17 protein-coding genes and 1 pseudogene are annotated in these 17,169 nt (G+C 69.2%); 10 read left to right on the forward strand and 8 right to left on the reverse strand.

The features are described from left to right. On the reverse strand, positions 1-729 hold a 729-nt coding region (locus NCI01_RS21770), incomplete at its 3' end, for a molybdopterin-dependent oxidoreductase (RefSeq protein WP_254183595.1). Positions 730-934: 205 nt separating this feature from the next. On the opposite strand from NCI01_RS21770, the pseudogene NCI01_RS22970 reads away from it, so the two are divergent. Further along, positions 935-1,135: pseudogene (locus NCI01_RS22970) on the forward strand (MarR family winged helix-turn-helix transcriptional regulator); the annotation flags it as partial. A gap of 148 nt (positions 1,136-1,283) precedes the next feature. Here NCI01_RS22970 and NCI01_RS21780 read toward each other — a convergent pair. Next, on the reverse strand, positions 1,284-1,847 hold the full coding sequence (locus NCI01_RS21780; protein ID WP_254183597.1) for an FUSC family protein: 564 nt from the start codon (positions 1,845-1,847) through the stop codon (positions 1,284-1,286). A gap of 66 nt (positions 1,848-1,913) precedes the next feature. Here NCI01_RS21780 and NCI01_RS21785 point away from each other — a divergent pair, with 66 nt between their 5' ends. From NCI01_RS21785 to NCI01_RS21800, 4 genes are all read left to right on the forward strand, one after another. Then, positions 1,914-2,969, forward strand: coding sequence for a glucose 1-dehydrogenase (locus NCI01_RS21785; RefSeq protein ID WP_372495239.1), 1,056 nt, complete (start codon positions 1,914-1,916; stop codon positions 2,967-2,969). Continuing rightward, positions 2,966-4,927, forward strand: a complete 1,962-nt coding sequence (locus NCI01_RS21790) for a glycoside hydrolase family 15 protein (RefSeq protein WP_254183598.1) — start codon at positions 2,966-2,968, stop codon at positions 4,925-4,927. The genes NCI01_RS21785 and NCI01_RS21790 overlap by 4 nt, the downstream gene beginning before the upstream one ends. A gap of 131 nt (positions 4,928-5,058) precedes the next feature. Further along, complete coding sequence (locus tag NCI01_RS21795; RefSeq protein ID WP_254183599.1) at positions 5,059-5,613, forward strand: ZIP family metal transporter; 555 nt, start codon at positions 5,059-5,061, stop codon at positions 5,611-5,613. Positions 5,614-5,796: 183 nt separating this feature from the next. Continuing rightward, complete coding sequence (locus tag NCI01_RS21800) at positions 5,797-6,549, forward strand: ZIP family metal transporter (protein WP_254183600.1); 753 nt, start codon at positions 5,797-5,799, stop codon at positions 6,547-6,549. Between the two features lie 451 nt (positions 6,550-7,000). Here the strand turns inward: NCI01_RS21800 and NCI01_RS21805 are convergent, their stop codons facing one another. Then, a complete protein-coding gene (locus tag NCI01_RS21805) occupies positions 7,001-7,153 on the reverse strand; it encodes a hypothetical protein (RefSeq protein WP_254183601.1) in 153 nt (50 codons plus the stop codon). Between the two features lie 1,185 nt (positions 7,154-8,338). Here NCI01_RS21805 and NCI01_RS21810 point away from each other — a divergent pair. After that, on the forward strand, positions 8,339-9,052 hold the full coding sequence (locus NCI01_RS21810) for a class I SAM-dependent methyltransferase (RefSeq protein ID WP_254183612.1): 714 nt from the start codon (positions 8,339-8,341) through the stop codon (positions 9,050-9,052). 79 nt (positions 9,053-9,131) lie between these two features. Here NCI01_RS21810 and NCI01_RS21815 read toward each other — a convergent pair whose 3' ends face one another. Genes NCI01_RS21815 through NCI01_RS22900 form a run of 3 tightly spaced genes read right to left on the reverse strand, consistent with a single transcriptional unit; the run spans position 9,132 to position 11,935 of the window. Continuing rightward, positions 9,132-9,539, reverse strand: coding sequence for a DUF6841 family protein (locus NCI01_RS21815; RefSeq protein ID WP_254183602.1), 408 nt, complete (start codon positions 9,537-9,539; stop codon positions 9,132-9,134). Between the two features lie 6 nt (positions 9,540-9,545). Further along, on the reverse strand, positions 9,546-11,294 hold the full coding sequence (locus NCI01_RS21820) for a sensor histidine kinase (RefSeq protein ID WP_254183603.1): 1,749 nt from the start codon (positions 11,292-11,294) through the stop codon (positions 9,546-9,548). Then, the gene (locus tag NCI01_RS22900; RefSeq protein WP_254183604.1) at positions 11,291-11,935 is read right to left on the reverse strand and encodes a response regulator transcription factor; all 645 of its coding nucleotides are present in this window, start codon (positions 11,933-11,935) and stop codon (positions 11,291-11,293) included. Before NCI01_RS22900 ends, NCI01_RS21820 begins: the two co-directional genes overlap by 4 nt. A gap of 134 nt (positions 11,936-12,069) precedes the next feature. On the opposite strand from NCI01_RS22900, the gene NCI01_RS21830 reads away from it, so the two are divergent. The 3 genes from NCI01_RS21830 (at position 12,070) to NCI01_RS21840 (ending at position 14,051) form a co-directional block, all read left to right on the forward strand. Next, entirely contained in the window at positions 12,070-12,462 is a 393-nt protein-coding gene (locus NCI01_RS21830; RefSeq protein ID WP_254183605.1) for a hypothetical protein, read from the forward strand. A gap of 77 nt (positions 12,463-12,539) precedes the next feature. Next, positions 12,540-13,304 (forward strand): HpcH/HpaI aldolase family protein, encoded by a 765-nt coding sequence (locus NCI01_RS21835; protein ID WP_254183606.1) that lies wholly within the window; start codon positions 12,540-12,542, stop codon positions 13,302-13,304. Positions 13,305-13,844: 540 nt separating this feature from the next. Continuing rightward, positions 13,845-14,051 (forward strand): hypothetical protein, encoded by a 207-nt coding sequence (locus tag NCI01_RS21840; protein ID WP_254183607.1) that lies wholly within the window; start codon positions 13,845-13,847, stop codon positions 14,049-14,051. A 618-nt stretch (positions 14,052-14,669) separates the two neighbouring features. Here the strand turns inward: NCI01_RS21840 and NCI01_RS21845 are convergent. Next, entirely contained in the window at positions 14,670-15,725 is a 1,056-nt protein-coding gene (locus tag NCI01_RS21845; RefSeq protein WP_254183608.1) for a glucose 1-dehydrogenase, read from the reverse strand. Positions 15,726-15,759: 34 nt separating this feature from the next. After that, positions 15,760-16,326, reverse strand: a complete 567-nt coding sequence (locus tag NCI01_RS21850) for a MarR family winged helix-turn-helix transcriptional regulator (protein WP_254183609.1) — start codon at positions 16,324-16,326, stop codon at positions 15,760-15,762. Between the two features lie 114 nt (positions 16,327-16,440). On the opposite strand from NCI01_RS21850, the gene NCI01_RS21855 reads away from it, so the two are divergent. Beyond that, positions 16,441-17,169, forward strand: a 729-nt coding sequence (locus NCI01_RS21855) for a molybdopterin-dependent oxidoreductase (RefSeq protein WP_254183610.1), incomplete at its 3' end; no start/stop codon positions are given.

Below are 17,169 nucleotides of genomic sequence, written 5' to 3' on the forward strand. Positions count from 1 at the left end.
CACGAGTGTGCGTCGGGGGTCGACGCAGACGATCCTCGGCGGGTCGTCGCCCCGGGTGCGGTCGAGGATCCGCATCCACAGCACCGTTTGGGTCTCGGGCATGTTGTGGCCGTAGAGGAAGATCGCGTCGCAGTGCTCGATGTCGGTGTAGGAGCCCGGCTGCCCGTCGGCGCCGAACGACTCCTTGAACGCCGCCGCGCTCGTGGCCGTGCACAGCCGGGTGTTGCCGTCCATGTGCGGGGTGCCGAGGCCGGCTTTCCCGATCACCGCCAGCGTGTAGTACTCCTCCAGGAACAGCTGACCCGAGGTGTAGAACCCGTGGCTCAGCGGGCCCTTCTCCTCCAGCAGCGCACGCGACTTCTCCACGATGCGGCCCATCGCGGTGTCCCAGTCGGTCTCGACCAACCGGCCGCCCTCCCGCACCAGCGGGCGCGTCAGCCGGTCACCGGCACTCGCCCAACGCGTCGACCCGTACAACCCCTTCGGCCCGAGCCGGCCATGATTGACCACGTCGGTGGCGCGACCACGCACGCCGACCATCCGCCCGTCCTTGACCGCGATGTCCATCCCGCAGCCGTTGCTGCACAACAGGCACGCCGACTGCACCCACGACTCGACATCCCGCTCCTCGATCCCCGGATCGAGGTACTGGTCCACGCGGGCCGGCCACACCGTCCCCTTGGCGTGCGGCGTGCGGAGCCCGTAGATGTCGGCGATACGGTCGGTCACTGCTCCTCCTGATCGTGAAGTCGTGCGCCGCTCCGGCGCCCAGTACATGCGCAAGCGCATAGACTCTCAGTGGAGCACCGACACCAAACCTGAGACAGACCCAGAGGGGTGAGGCGTGAGCCCGAAGGCGAAGAGCACCTTTCAGCCGGACGCCGAGGCCGACCTACGCGCTGCGCAGGCGCTGCTCGACCTCAGCCGTGTGCTGATGGGCATCACCCTGCGGGCCGTGGCCACCGCCCCGGTTGCCCTGACCGTCCCGCAGCACCGGGTCCTCCTGACGATCGCAGCCGACGGCCCGCGACGCGTCGGCACCCTGGCCGACGACCTCGGCGTGAACCAGTCCAACGCCAGCCGGATCGTCGACCGCCTCGTCAGCCAAGGGCTCGTGCACCGCACGCGAGACCGTGAGGACGGACGCGCCTCGCTCGTCGAGCTGACACGCGAGGGGCACGACGTGCTCGACGCCGTGGGCGAGCACCGCCTGGCGGCGCTGCTCGATGTCGTCTCGAGGGTGCCTGAGGACGCCACCGGTCTTGCCGTTGCGCTCGAGCAGCTCAGTGCCGCGACCGAGCAGGGTGGGTTCGGCGAGGACGACCGTGCCCAGCATCACGGCGAGCCTTCGCCCGCTGGGGGACGCTCGCGTCCACCGCGATCCCCACGAGGGCGCCCAGCGCCGTGAGCCCGGCGTAGCCGAGCGCGTAGTGCCATGGGTGCGCGTCTCCGACCAGCAGGACGAACAGGGCAGTGACGGGGACCCAGCTCGATCGTCGTCCGAGCCAGTGCCACGACCCGACGGCGACCCCGACGCCGGTGGCCAGCACGAGTGCGGCCAGCTGGGGAAGGGGCGGCGTTTGCGCGAGCAGGGCAACCCCGGCGCCGAGCCCGATTGCCGTGAGGGCCTGCACGGTGTCGCGCAGGGACCGCGCGAGGGTGGCGGAGGTGGCGATGACGGCCCCCAGTGGCGCGTAGTAGGGGTAGTCGTTTGCCACGCCGCCCAGCGGCTGGACGACCACCCACGCCAGCCCCGCTGCCAGGGACGCCTTGAACGACAACACCAGCGTCGGGTGCCGGCGGAACCAGGCGACCGCAGCACTGCGTATTTGAATGCGGTTGCGCATGTAGTTCATGGTAGACGGGTACGTCCCAAGGACTGGGGCCAGCACCCAAGGCAAGGAGGAAGCACCGTGCGAGCACTGACGGTCGAACCAGGACGGGCGAACTCGGCGCAGGTCGAGGACGTCCCTGATCCCACGCCGGGAGATGACGAGCTCCTCGTGCGCGCGGTCGCGGTCGGCGTGTGCGGAACGGACAAGGAGATCGCGCGAGGCGAGTACGGATGGGCTCCCCCGGGCCGGCCACGACTGGTCCTGGGACACGAGTCGCTGGGGCGGGTGGAGCATGCTCCTGCGGGCAGCGACTTCAGTCCGGGGGACCTCGTCGTGGGCGTGGTCCGCAGACCCGACCCCGAGCCGTGCGGTGCTTGTGCGCACGGCGAGTGGGACATGTGCCGTAACGGCCGCTACACCGAGCGGGGCATCAAGTCCCTGGACGGGTTCGCCAGCCAGCTGTGGACCACACCTGCCGCGTACACCGTCCCGGTCGACGACCGCCTCGGACCGGCCGGCGTGCTGACGGAACCGACCAGCGTGGTGGCCAAGGCGTGGGAGCAGGTGGACCGTACCGGTGACCGGGCCTGGTTCGCCCCGCGCACGGTGCTGGTGACCGGCGCCGGGCCGATCGGGCTCCTGGCCGCGATGATTGGTGTGCAGCGCGGCCTGGACGTCCATGTTCTCGACCGCGTCACCGAGGGTGTGAAACCCGAGCTGGTCGCATCCCTGGGCGCGACCTACCACCACGGGAGCCTCGCCGACGCCGCCCGCACAGCCCGTCCTGACGTCGTCATCGAAGCCACCGGCGTGGGGTCCGTGGCGTTCGACGCCATGGCCGAGACCGGCTCGTACGGCATCGTCTGCCTCACGGGCGTCTCACCGAGGGGACGGACGCTCCAGATCGACGCCGGGGCGCTCAACCGGGAGCTCGTGCTGGAGAACGACGTCGTCGTGGGGTCGGTCAACGCCAACATGCGCCACTACCGGGCGGCAGCCGATCACCTCGCGCAGGCCGACGTCGCCTGGCTGCGACGGCTGATCACCACCACGGTGCCTCTCGGGGACTTCGCCACAGCGTTCGACCAAGGTGGCGACGACGTGAAGGTGGTCATCTCGTTGGAGGACTCGTGAGGGCCCGCACCCCGATCGAGGACTACGCCCTGATCGGCGACCTGCACACCGCCGCGCTCATCAGCCGCGATGGCTCGATCGATTGGCTCTGCCTGCCCCGCTTCGACTCCGCGGCCTGTTTCGCCGCGCTGCTCGACGGCCCGGAGGCAGGGCACTGGACGCTGCAACCGGCCGCCGACCCGTCCCCGGACCTGGCGCCCCGGGCGACGATGCGGGACTACGACGCTCACAGCCTGGTGCTGCGCACCCGCTGGGACACCGACAGCGGGGCGGTCGACGTCATCGACTTCATGCCACCGCGCGGCGAGGCAGCCGACGTCGTCCGCATCGTCGAAGGCGTCCGCGGGTCGGTGGACATGCACTCCACTCTCAGGCTCCGCTTCGACTACGGCCGCGTCCGACCCTGGGTCCGCACCGGCCACGAACGACCCGACACCGGGGACGATCGCCACACCCACGAGGGCGCTCGCGGGGCACATGGCGGCGACACAGGTGCAGGCAACACACGTGTGGGCGACGAACGCGCAGGCGCGGACGACGTGGACGAGGGAGCGAGCGAGGTCACCGCCGTGGGCGGGCCGGACGCCGTGTGGCTCCACGCGGATGTCCCAATGCATCTGGGCGATGGCACCATCACCTCCCGTTTCACCGTACGTGCCGGCGACCAGGTGGCGTTCGTGCTCACCCACCGAGCCTCGCACGAACCCGCCCCCAGGCCGGCGCACCCTCACGCCGCGCTTCGCGACACCACCAAGTTCTGGGACGACTGGCTCGAGCGGTGCACCTACACAGGACCGTGGGCCCACGACGTGCGCCGCTCGCTGCTCCTGCTCAAGGCGCTCACGTACGCCCCCACTGGCGGGATCCTTGCCGCCGCGACCACCTCGCTGCCCGAGGACGTCGGCGGCGTCCGCAACTGGGACTACCGCTACTGCTGGCTACGAGACGCCACCTTCACCCTGCAGGCACTGCTCGGCACCGGCTACACCGACGAAGCAAAGGCATGGCGCGAATGGCTCGTCCGGGCGGTCGCCGGTGACCCGTCCAAGCTCCAGATCATGTACGGCCTCGACGGCACCCCGCGTCTTCCCGAGACCACGCTGCCGTGGCTCGACGGCTACGCGAGCTCCCAGCCCGTCCGCACCGGCAACGCCGCCGCCGAGCAGTACCAGCTCGACGTGTGGGGTGAGACGCTCGACGGCCTCTACCAGGCACGCGAGGCCGGGCTCGACAGCGTCGACACCGCCTGGCAGCTGCAACACGCGCTGCTCGAGTGGCTCGAAGGCCACTGGGAGGAGCCTGACAACGGGCTGTGGGAGATGCGCGGCCCGCGCCGCCACTTCACCCACTCCAAGGTCATGGCGTGGGCCGGTGTCGACCGCGCCGTCCGCACCGTTGAACGCCACGGCCTCGACGGCCCTGCCGACCGGTGGCGCGCCCTCGCCGACCGCATCCACCACGACGTGTGCACGCACGGATACGACGCAGACCGCAACACCTTCACCCAGTTCTACGGCTCGCAGGGCCTTGACGCGTCGTTGCTGCTGATCCCCAAGGTCGGGTTCCTGCCCTGGAGTGACGAGCGCGTCGTCGGCACCGTGCACGCCGTCGAGACCGAGCTCCGCCGCGACGGACACCTCCTGCGCTACGACCCGACCGCCGACGGCGGCCCCGACGGCCTGCCCGGCACCGAAGCACCCTTCATCGCGTGCGGCTTCTGGCTGGTCGAGGCCCTCCACGGCATCGGGCAACGCGACCGCGCGGCCACGCTTTTCGACGAGCTGCTCGCCTTGCGCAACGACGTCGGGATGCTCAGCGAGGAGTACGACCCGGGCACCAACGCCCACCTCGGCAACACACCCCAAGCATTCAGCCTCGTCGGACTCGTCAACGCCGCCCTACGCCTCTCGGAGGGTGCCCCAAAGCCAGCCCGACGACCCGACTCCGAGAGGACATGATGCTGACAGCACTGCTCTACGCGCTTGGCGCGTCACTCCCCCTCGTCATCGGCGCCGCCGTGGGGGTGAGGTGGGAACCGCCGAAGCATCTCGTTGCTGCCGTACTCGCGTTCGCCGCAGGCGCCCTCATCGTGTCCACCTCCTTCGAGCTCTTCGAGCCCGCGTACCAAGGCGGTGGAGCGTGGCGCGCCGGCGGCATGTTCGCTGCCGGAGCGGTCGTCTTCGTCGCAGCCGACACCTGGCTCGACCGCCGCTACCAGCGCAGCGCGGCCGGTGTCGCGCTGCTCGCAGGGGTGACGCTCGACGGCATCCCCGAGAACACGGCGCTCGGTGTCTCGCTCAACGACTCGGCCAGCGTCGCGCTGCTCGTCGCCGTGTTCGTCAGCAACTTCCCCGAAGCACTCGCCGGCGCACGCAGCATGATGGACAAAGGCCGGGGCGGACGCGCCGTGGTCCTGGTATGGGCTGCAGCGACGCTTCTGCTCGCCGCAGCCGTGTTCCTCGGGAAGTACCTGTTCGCCGGCGCGAGCCCCACCGCTCTCTCCTACCCCTTGGCGTTCGCGGGCGGCGCCGTGCTCGCGTCCGTGATCGACACCCTCGCCCCGGAAGCCTTCAGCGAGGGCGGACCCGTCATCGCGCTCGCCAGCGCCGCCGGCTTCGTCACCGGCTACCTCCTCAGCGCCTAACCGACCTCACCGGGAGTTGACCATGAGTGGAGCAGCCGAGTCTCCCGCACGTCAGCGATCGCGGGCGCCCGGGCAGACCCGGGACGAGTCCCGAACCGGCATGCGAGCGAGCCTGCCCGCGCGCACCTCGACAGACGGCCGACGCCCGCACGGGCCCACGCAGTCACCTGGAAGGCGCAGCTGATGCCTGTCTGGGCGCAAGCCGGGCTATGGGGCCTGCTCGCTGGTGGCGCTCTCGTCGTCGGCGCTGCGATCGCCTGGTTCGTGCGCGTACCGCAGCGCGTCGTCGCATCCGTGATGGCGTTCGGAGCCGGGGTGCTGATCTCCGCCCTGGCCTTCGACCTCGTCGACGAAGCCGAAGCCAGCGGCGGCCTCACCGCAACCGCGCTCGGCTTCCTCGCCGGCGCCACCGCCTACGTGGTCGTCAACGTCGCCCTGGCGCGTCACGGTGCGGCCCACCGCAAGCGCTCCGAAGCCCAACAACCCTCGGAAGAGGAGCACGGCGGCTCCGGGGCGGCGATCGCCGTCGGCGCGCTCCTCGACGGGATACCGGAGTCGGTCGTCCTCGGCCTGTCGTTGCTGTCCGGCAACGGGATCGGCGTCTCGGTGCTCGCCGCGATCTTCATCTCCAACCTCCCCGAGGGGCTCTCGAGCGCTGCGGGGATGAAGAAGGCGGGTCGCAGCGCGCGCTACGTGTTCGGTGTGTGGTCAGCGATCGCGGTCGCGTCAGGCGTCGCCGGACTGCTCGGCGCGCTCCTCCTCGACGGTGCGTCAGCGCAGACCGTCGCTTCCATCACCGCACTGGCGGCGGGAGCGATCCTGGCCATGGTGGCCGACACGATGATCCCCGAGGCGTTTGAGCGAACCCACTTGTACGCCGGTCTCATCGCGACGGTCGGTTTCATTCTCGCGTTTGCGATCGAGCGAGCCGCGTGAGCTTGGTGCCGGCCTTGACGAGTTTGATGACATTCCGACGAGCGGACTTACGACCCTTGTGCGTGCCGATGTTCTGTCCCACCTACGCGATGCCTACACAATCCACGGGATCGACACCGTCTCCATCGTGGACGCAGCCCTCGGGCTGGTCCACCGCTGAGAAGTGCTTGTGGGCGGCGGTCTGTTGGGTAAACGTGCCACTACCGACCATGACAATCAACGGCGGAGTCCATGTCGCTGTCGGGACGGTGTCCAACGGACCGGCCGGTTCCGCGACTCCCACCTCGAGGCCGCGCGAGTGGTCGAGCTGGTCCGTTCGCACTCGTTGACCCGCGCACCCGGTTTCCTCCACTACCACGACGTCGAGCTCGCGGCCCTTCTCACGCAAGACCTCGATGGAGCCCGCACATTCCTACGACGCTAACTGGGCGAACGTGCGTCGCCCGCCGCCTCAGCAGAGCTCTGCGACACCGTCGCCGCACACATCGCGCGCAACACCGTCGCCTACCGCGTCAAGAAGTTCGAGGAGGTCGATGGACGCTCCGTCGGCGAGCGACGTCTCGAGCTTGGGGCGGCCCTGCGCTATGCCGCGTTCCTCGGCCATGATGCGCTCGGAGCCGACGCACCGGAAAAGTGATGACCCGCGGCGCGCCATGTCCACCGAAGCGGCCCGACTTGCTCATCATTTTCCATCCTGTTGCGTACCCGGTGCACCCCACGACTCGCTCGAGACGACGTTTTCGCAGGTCAACTGTGCAGTGGCGTCAGAACTACGACATCTAGAACTAGATATCGGAGATCTGATCGAACTGGGTCTCATGAGGCGCCAGAAGTGGCGGCTGACCTGCGGAAGCTATCCCAGACTCAGCCGCCACTTCTGTCGTGGGGTGCAGCCGGGGTGCACCCCCGTTCGATCAGTTCACGGAGATGAGCGCCAACAGCTTGCAGCCCTGACCCACTGGGTCTGGCATTCTCCGGACCCAGCTTCTCCCACGGAGCTTCTCCGCTTGGGCGGATGCTTCCTCAGCCATCTGTCGACGACTCGTCGCGTCGGCGCAGTCGGTCGAGTGCTCCCCACACCGTGAGCGGGACGAGAGCGGCGGCACATCCTTCTCTCGGCCGGCGTGTTCGCCGTCGGCGTCCTTCTTTCGTACGCCACGAGCAGGACGCCCTCCCCACGGACGCGGGAACCGCACTGCTGGACTACTTCCAGGAGCACCCCGGACACCTGATCGGTCCGCAGTTCGCCGGATTCGCCACAGCGTCGATCGGCATCGTAGTGATGGCCGCAGCGCTCTGGCGCTTGCCGGTGGCGCCTCGCCGGGTATCCACCCCTCGTCGTTGGACGTCTGGTCCTGATCAGGGCGGACCAGGGCCGAGTCCCCGACGTGCTGGGGGTCGCGCAGATACTCACCCTCGCGATCCTCGGCTGGTTCCTCTGGCCAACCCCCGCCCCAACCGGTGGTCCACCGCCCAAGACACCGCGTGAGTCGCAAGCTGCGCACGAGGACGGGTGACCCTGGTACGACGGGCCCTTGGTCGCCGGCGACTCGCGAGGTTTGCGTCCTGCCGAGTGGTGCATGACGTGGCGAGGATGCGAGACCCAATCGACGTGGGAGGTGCGGCTCAGCGCTCGTACACTGGCAACGAGCATCACCGCAAGCCCATCGCCTCGCGCGGGTTGTTGGTGCTGATGCCCGGCCGCACTTGTTCGGGACCGTAGGCAGCCTCCTTGCCATGGGGGCCGACTGGTCGCAACGATGCTGGACGAGCGGCAGGGGCCCTGGTGATGATGACGGCTTCGGACTTCTACGACGCGTTGGCCGGGCGGTATCACCTCTTGTTTGAGGACTGGTGGTCGGCCGCCCAGCGGCACGGTGAGGTGATCGCCGCGGCCCTGTCGGCTCGTGGCGTGGGGTCTGGACGGGTGCTCGACGCGACGTGCGGTACCGGCACACAGGCGCTACCGCTCGCGGCCGCGGGTTACAGCGTCGTAGGGACCGACGTGAGTCGCGAGGCGGTGGGGCGAGCGGGCACCGAGGCTGCGCTGCGCCACCTCGAGGTCGACTTGATGGTCCGCGACGTGCGGGAACTCGACGCGGAGGCCATCGGCGTCTTTGATGCGGTGATCTCGTGTGACAACGCCTTGCCGCACCTGCTCAACGACGAGGATCTGGCGAGGGCGCTTGCGAACCTCTGGCACTGCCTGCGGCCGTCTGGAGTGCTGCTGGTGTCCATCCGCGACTACGACACGCTGAGAGAGCAGCGACCCGAGGGCGTGCCGGTCTCGGTCCACGGTGTGCCTGGGTCGCGGCACGCTGTCGGACAGTCCTGGCACTGGTCCAGCGATGCTGAGTACGTCGACTTCGAGCTGTTCACCTTCTCGAGGAGGGTGCCGGCAGCTGGCGGGGCGAATCGGTGTCCACCCGCTACAGAGCGATGCGGCGGGCGACCCTGCAGAACGCCCTACTTGCAGCAGGGTTCGGGGAGCTCGAGTGGCTGATGCCGGACGAGTCCGGCTACTACCAGCCCCTGGTCGTCGCTTCGAGATCGCCCTATACCGTGTGAGCCAGGTCGAATCGTCATGCCGAGTGCACGAGAAGGGCGTGGACTCGGAGATCGCGCTGATCGCGTACCAGCACGTAGGTCACCGACAGCTCGCTGATGTCGGAGCCGTCCTTGCGTCGCCGCACCATGAGCGCCCGGACCGTCGCGGTTGTCCCGTTCGCCACCCGGACGTCAGTGCTGGACACGTGGGTGTGGTCGTAACCAGCGGCGGCCATTCCATCGGCCTGCACCGTCAACCAGCTCGCCACATCGTCGCTCGAACGGAGTGAGATGACGACATCGTCTGTGGTCACGAGCAGCGGAACGAAGAAGTACTCCGCGACCTCCGCGGGCGTGGAGGTCCCCCGGCCGAGAGCGGTGAACGCCGAGAGATATCCCGCGAACCATTCGCGGATGTCACTTTCGATCAGTCCGAGGTCCATACGGCATCATGCCGGGGAATCGGCGGCTGAGGAGCTCCGAAGCGGGAGGAGGGCCCTCACCATGCTCCCCGTCGGGGTCGCGGCGTAGGTCACGCTTCCCCCCAGTTCTTCAGCGCGCTCCCTCATGGAGGTCAGTCCGATGCCGGGGGTCCATTCGGACGCGGCGTGTCCGTTGTCCGCGACGGTGACGGCGAGCCGTCCCTGGCGCGCCACGAGGGTGACGCTAGCCCGTGTTGCACCGCTGTGTCGGACGATGTTGGTGAGCGCCTCCATGACTATCCTGTACGCCGCGACTTCGACCACCGCGGGCAGCGCGGGAAAGGCACTGGCTTCCACAGTGGTAGGGAGGCCATGCAGAGCGTTGGTCCTGAGTCTGATGGCCCCGGCCAGGCCGAGTTCGTCGAGCGCAGGCGGGCGCAGGCCGTAGACCAGCTCGCGAATCTCGTCGAGTGCGGTCTCCGCCTCGTGGCGAATGCGGTCGAGCATCGGAGCCGCTGCCTCGTGGGTCGCCGCCAGTCTGGCCGCGTCAGCGGTGAAGGCGATTCCGGTCAGCCGCGGTCCGAGTCCGTCGTGGAGATCTCCCCGTAGTCTGCGCCTCTCCTCCTCGCGCGCCGCCGCACTCGCCGCGCGGGCGCGCTGGAGGTTCGTGGCGAGTGAGCGTGCCTCGATCGTCTGGACCAGCAACGGCAGAGACAGCGTGAGGACGCGCTCGTCGTCGCGCGACAGCCCCAGATCACCGGGGCGGATGCCTACGACCAGCTCTCCGATGTGCTCGCCGTGGGAGTCAATGGGGAAGACACGCCGGTGGTGCGACGGATCACCGACCTCGATCTGACTCTCGCCATCCAGGGTGAGGGCTGCGTACGGAAGCACCAGCCCCTCTTGGATGGCCCGAATGGCAGCCGCCGGGTCGTCACCGATACCGACGACGACCCGCTGCGCGGCGGTCAGCGCGTCGGGCCGAAATCCGAACAGCACTCCGTCGGAGACTCGCTGTACCAGGACCATCAAGGGATTCCACAGCGTGCCGCAGACAACGGCGGCCAGGGCCAACGCGACGATGCCTGGCGGCGAGCCCGAGCGCCACGCGACAAGAGTGAACAGCAAGGTCGCGACGGCGAACGCGCAGGCGAGGGAGAAGAACCAGGCGGCGGCACGCGACGCCAGCCACCGACCATCGAGCGGGTGCTCGCGCTCTGCCCCCAGAACGGCTGCGACACCGACCAGCCCGAGGCACGCATTCACGACGGCCGCGAGCCCGGCAGGAGCTCCGGCCAGGGCCACGACGCCGATGAGGAACACCGTCGCCCCGGTCGTGCTCGACAGCCACAGCAGCGAGCTCCGAGTGTGCGCATCGGTGGTCTCGAGTTGCCACCACAGGTGACTGGCGCCGACAGAGACCAGCGCGAATGCGATCCATCCGACGTCACCTTGGTCGAGGCCTCTCACGCGGGCCAGCTGCCAGGTCAGGAGCGGGGTGCCGGCGACGATCGCGGCGAGAGTCAGCATGCGGGGCAGGTCCCAGCGAGGGTGCGGGTACGTCGCCGCTGCCGAGCTCAGTCCCGCCATCGCTGCAACCGCCAGGACGGTGGCGGCGTCCCCGGGCACGGCCCCCACCACGACCAAGAGGACGCCCGACGACGCCAGGAGGACGCCCGACGCGTACACACCGGATCGGACGCACAATGCCACCCCCGAAGCCGTGAGCACCACGCCCGACACGGCCCAGCCCAAGGCGGCGAGGTCCGTGGTCATCGCAGCGGAAGACCCTTGTCGCGGGCGAGCAGGATCGCCTCGGTGCGGTCCACGACGCCGAGCTTGTGGTAGATCGAGGTCAGCTGGTTGCTCACCGTCTTCGACGAGACGAACAGTGCGGACGCAATCTGGTTGGTCCTATTCCCGGCAACGAGCAGGTCCAGGACCTGACGCTCCCGCTCGGACAACCGAGGGAAGGGATAGGGACGCTGGACACCGCCGGTGCCGATCTGGGCGAGCAGCACATCGGCCACCTCCTGCCCGAAGATGGCCTGACCGGCCACGACCGCACGCAGCGCTGCCGCCACGTCCGCATGACTGGCGCCCTTGAGGAGGTACCCCCGTGCTCCCGCGGCCATGGCCCCGACCGCCGCAGCCTCGTCGCTGTACATCGAGAGCATGAGCACCGCGACACCGGGAAGCAGCTCCGTCACCTTCCGCGTGGCTTCTACGCCGTCGAGCTCCGGCATCTGCACGTCCATCAAGATGACGTCCGGTTTCAGGAGCACGGCCTGCTTGACCGCGTCGTGCCCCGTGGCGGCCTCACCCACCACCTCGAAGCCCTCGAGGTGGCCGAGCACCAGGGCGAGCCCGTCACGGACGACGGCATGGTCGTCAGCGATGAGCACACGGATGGACACCCGTCCATGATCGCCCACCCGGGACTCCTCTGGAGATGGGAAAAGTTCCCGAAGACCAGGACACGTCCCGATGCCATGAGGACTGGTCCGGACGCACCGTGGTGGTCATCATCATTCGAGGAAGGACCCCACTCATGTCGATCACCACCCACACTCGCGATCGAGCGAAGTTCTCCACAGCCAACCACGTCGGACACGCCCTGGGCGTGCTGATCTCTGCGGGAAACGTCCTCGTGGGCAGCTCGCCCGGAGCACGCGAGGGCGACGGCTACAACGGCAACATCTGGATTGCCTTCGTCGTCTTCGGGGGCATCGGTACGGTCTCCCTGCTCGCCTCCTGGGTCACCAGGTCCAGCGCAGCTCGGCGCATCGGCGGCGTCGCCCTAGTCCTCGTCGGAGTGGCCAGCCTCGGAGTGCTGTTCGTCCCCGACATCGGCACCGCCGGTCGCATCGCCAACTCCGTTGGTGCACTTCTGCAGTTCAGCGCAGCCGCACTCGTCCTGCTTCCCGCACGCAGCCGGACATAGCCGAACTCACAAGACCGGCAAGCATCCACCGACGTCTGGAACGGACACCGCCGCACGACCGAACAGGAGGAAGCGTCATGACGAGCACCGTTGGACCCCTGAGGGGCGACGGTCCCCCCTTGCGAGGATTCGTCAACCTCATCCCGTCACCTGTCGCCACCCAAGCCTTGGCAGCGGCCGGTGCCGACGTGGTGATGATCGATCAAGAGCACGGTCCGATCGGACCCGAGAATCTCCACGCGATGATCGCAAGCACGGCCGGGACGAGGTGCGCACCGTGGGTCCGCGTTTCCCGGATCGAGGAGGGCGTCGTCAAGACGGCACTCGATGCGGGAGCCGACGGGATCGTGTTCCCGTTGGTGAGCACCCCCGAGGCTGCCGCCGAGTGCGTCTCACTCACTCGCTACCCGCCCTACGGAAGGCGGGGCTGGGGCCCGTTCGTCGCCCACTCCCGCTGGGGCGTGGAGCTGTTCGACTACCAGGAGCAGCGAGGGGGCAGGACGGTGTGCGCGATCCTGGTGGAGACCCGCCTCGCCATCGAGAACATCGAGCAGCTCTGCCAGGTCGACGGCATCGACTGCGTGACCATCGCACCCTTCGACCTGTCCACGGACATGGGCGTGCCCGGCCGCCTTGACGCTCCCGAGCTGGTCCAGGCGATCGAGCACGCACAGGACGTGATCCTCCGGGCGGGCATTCCACTGGGCGGAGCCGCACTGACCGCAGGGCAGACGGAGGGCCTGGCTGCTCGAGGTTGTCGCCTCCTGTGGCACAACTTCGACGTGCTGATGCTGAAGCAGTACGTCAAGGAGACTTTCCAGTGGAGGTCCACTCATCCGTGATCGACTCTCTCGTGTCACCCAACGCGCATGCACCGTTCCGGTCCGGCCCACTACCCCGTCCGGCCGTCGACGGGTGGAAACCAGAGAGGGCGGGCACCGACAACACGGTCATCTCGACCGTCGCGCGGTCACTCCGCACTGCGGTGGATTCGTAAGACCTCGGGACCCACTGCGTACCACCTGCACCCCATGACCGCTTGTGATGAGAGTTCTCCCAGGTCGGAAGCGTGAGATACGCACTACTACGACATCTGATCTCAGGCGCTGGGAACTGTCTCCGACGTCAGCCAGTGACCGAAGAAGACTGCCTCTGAGCTGCAGGAACGCCGCCGCTCGACCTTCCGGTCGTGCGGCGGCGTTTCGCACATTCGGTCGTCGGCCTGTCACGTCCTCGCTAAATGACAGCGAAGCCGTGCGACGACCCCGGGCCAGGCCTCCATCGGTCCTCACACGAGGGGGACCTTGGCACTACCGCCCCCGCGGGCACCCGGGCAGCCTCAGGAGCAGCCACCAGCCCGCACCCGCGAAAGAAGCCACGCCATGACCTGGACACTTCTGAAGAGCCTGAGCGTCGCGATTCTCGCCGCCGCCCTGTCCCTGACTTCGACACCGTTCGCGTCGGCCGGCACGGGCCAGGAGTTCGGCCATCACGTGCAGTCCTGCGCGCAGACCATGGGGTTCGACGGCACCCACAACCCCGGCATGCACACCGGGTACGCGGGGTGGGACCCCTCCCACGAGTGCTGACGTCGTCGAGGACGGTGGCGGTTCGGATGCTGCTCACGATGCCCTCCTCCCTGTGGAGGTGAGCTCCTCGAGGACCGCCACGGCGTCCTCGAGGGGTGCGTTGGCCGCGACCAGCGGCCGCAGCCGATTGGCGATCTTCAGCGGGCCCCTCACCACGGCACCGTGGAGGGCGCCTGCCACGGTGGCCACCGACACGTGCAGCTCATCGGTCGGACCCCCGAGGAGGTCCGATCGGTGTCCCGTCAGCGTTCCCAGGACGGCGATCGGTGTGCCGTACAGCCTGGTGGCGAAGGAGCTGGGTCCCGCCCAGGGGCCGGGGTCCTCCCTCAGGCCGCACGTCGTGGTCCCAGGCGCCCCCTGGTCCCGGGGCCACGACTCACCTGTTGGAGAACCCGATGCGAACCATCCATCTCGACGTCGGCGGCATGCGCTGCAGACGGTGGCATGCGCTGCCCGCGACGAACCGGCTCTCCCCACGCGGCGTCGCCGCCCGCCGAGGGCTGAACCACCACACCTGTACGCACCTACATCCCGGGCTGTCTTCATGGGATCAGCCGCGTCACGACCGCGCATGCTCCCCCACCGCTGCACCACTGGAACCGATCCTGGGCCGGGCACTCACGTCTCGTCGAACGTGATGACCACCTTCACGTCGTCACCGTCCTCGTCGAAGGCGGTGGCGAACTCCTCCAGCGGCACCGTGGTGGTGATCAGCCGTCGCAGCCAGGCGACGTCAGCCTGCGCGAGATGAACGGCCGCCGCGCGGTAGTGCCGCATGTTGGCGTTGACCGATCCGACGACGGCGTCGTTCTCCAGCACGAGCTCGCGGTTGAGCGCTCCCCCGTCGACCTGGATCGTCCGCCCCTTCGGCGAGACGCCGGTCAGGCAGACGATGCCGTAGGGACCGGTCTCCGCCATCGCGTCGAAGGCCACGGACCCGACGCCGGTGGCCTCGATGACCACGTCGGGACGAGCGACCCGGGCGGCAGCGGCAAGGCTGTCGTGGTGGTAGGTGGCGCCCAGTGAAGCCACCAGCTCGGGTTTGACGCCGTCGGTGACCCGGTCGAGGACGTGGACGTCGAGGCCGCGCTGCACCCCGATCATCGCCGCGAGCAGGCCGATCGGCCCCGCGCCGGTGACCAGGGCGGTCCGTGGCGAGAACCAGGCGCGGTCGCCGACCCGGTCCACCTGCTCCCACGCCTTGGCCACCACGCTGGTCGGCTCGGTCAGGACGCCCGCAAGACCGAGGGCGGCGTCGACCGTCACGGCGTACTCCTCGGGGGTCGTCCACATCTGGCCGGCGAAGCCGTCGAGCGACTTGATGCCCCGCTCGGTGTAGCGGCCGTTGCGGCACATGTCCCACTCACCGCGCGCACACGCCCCACAGGGTTCGGGGTCGGGCCTGCGGACGACGCCGACGACCAGGTCCCCCGGGCTGAACTCGCTGTCGGGCGGGGCCTGTTCGACCCGGCCGAGGGACTCGTGGCCCAGCACGAGCCGCTCCCGGCGAGCCGGGGCCCATCCGTACTCACCCCGCACGATCTCCTTGTCCGTGCCGCAGACACCGACGGCGACGGCTCTGACGAGGAGCTCGCCGTCCCCGGCCACGACGTCGGGCACATCCTCGACGCGCGCCGAGCTCGGCTTTCCTGGTTCGACGGTGACTGCTCGCACGGTGACTCCTCGCAGACGGTGAATGTTGCCGGGCTCATCGGTGTCGGCGCCCTCGCGGGGGTCGCGGTCGTGGCGGCCGCCCCGCAGCTGACGACGGCGCGCCGTCGACCCGGGGACGCTCGTCGACGCCGGGCGGACCACCCTCGGCTGCTGCCGCACTGAGCTGCTCGAGCGCAGGAGCCAGGCCGTGGGCGCCCTCGGGCACTCCCGCCACGACGTCGAGCAGCGCAGCGAGGCGGTGCTCGTGCACTGCCCGCAACACCCGACGGCCTTCGCGGGTCAGCTCGACGAGCGAGGCTCGTCGGTCGTCACTGTCGGAGGTGCGGCGCACGAGCCCCTGACCCACGAGTCGGTCGACGATCCGGCTCGCGTTGGACTGGTTGACCCCGAGGTCCTCCGCCAGCGCGCCCACCCGCCGAGGACCGTCGGTCGCGATCATGAGCAGGACGCGGTGCTGCGGAACGGTCAGGGCGACAGGCGCAGCAGCCACCGCCCGCAGCGTGATGCCCATCAGCACGCGACTGAGGTCGAGCAGTGCCTGGGCGGCGCGGAGGTCCGCCTGGGCAGCCGGTCGGATCGCGGTCTCACCCGTGTCGCTCACGGCTCACCCCTCTGGGTCTGTCCCGGCACCGGTCCCGGTGCTGCACTGAAAGTCTATGCGGTTGCGCATGGACATGGCGCCGCGAGACGCACCCAGGTGGAGCAGGAGGACATCGTGACCGACCGGATCGCCGACATCTACGGGCGTCGCACGCCCCACGCCAAGGGGACCGTGTGGCCGGCCCGCGTGGACCAGTACCTCGAGCCCGGTGTCGAGGAGTCGGACGTCGACTCGTGGGCGCAGTCGGCGTGCCTGCTGTGCAGCAACGGCTGCGGGATGGACATCGCCGTCAAGGACGGTCGCATGGTCGGCGTAAGAGGTCGCGCCACCGACGTGGTCAACCACGGCCGGCTCGGGCCGAAGGGGCTCTACGGCTCGACCAGGTGGGCGAGCGCGAAGGACCGGCTGACGCGCCCGATGGTCCGGGAGGGCGGGCGGCTGGTCGAGACCGACTGGGACACCGCGATGGGCCGCATCGTGGAGAAGTCGCGCTCGCTCCTGGAGGAGAAGGGCCCGCTGAGCCACGGGTTCTACACGTCCGGCCAGCTGTTCCTGGAGGAGTACTACACGCTCGCCGTGATCGGGAAGGCCGGGCTCGGCACCCCGCACATGGACGGCAACACCCGCCTGTGCACCGCGACCAGCGCCGCGGCGTTCAAGGAGTCCTTCGGTGCCGACGGGCAGCCGGGCTCCTACACGGACATCGAGCACTGCGACGCGATCTTCCTCTACGGCCACAACATGCCCGAGACGCAATCGGTGCTGTGGATGCGGATCCTCGACCGCACCCGCGGGGAGGACCCGCCCCGGATCGTCTGCGTCGACCCCCGGCGCACGCTCGTC

It is taken from the genome of Nocardioides pinisoli (assembly GCF_024199985.1).
In the GTDB taxonomy this organism is placed as follows: domain Bacteria; phylum Actinomycetota; class Actinomycetes; order Propionibacteriales; family Nocardioidaceae; genus Nocardioides; species Nocardioides pinisoli.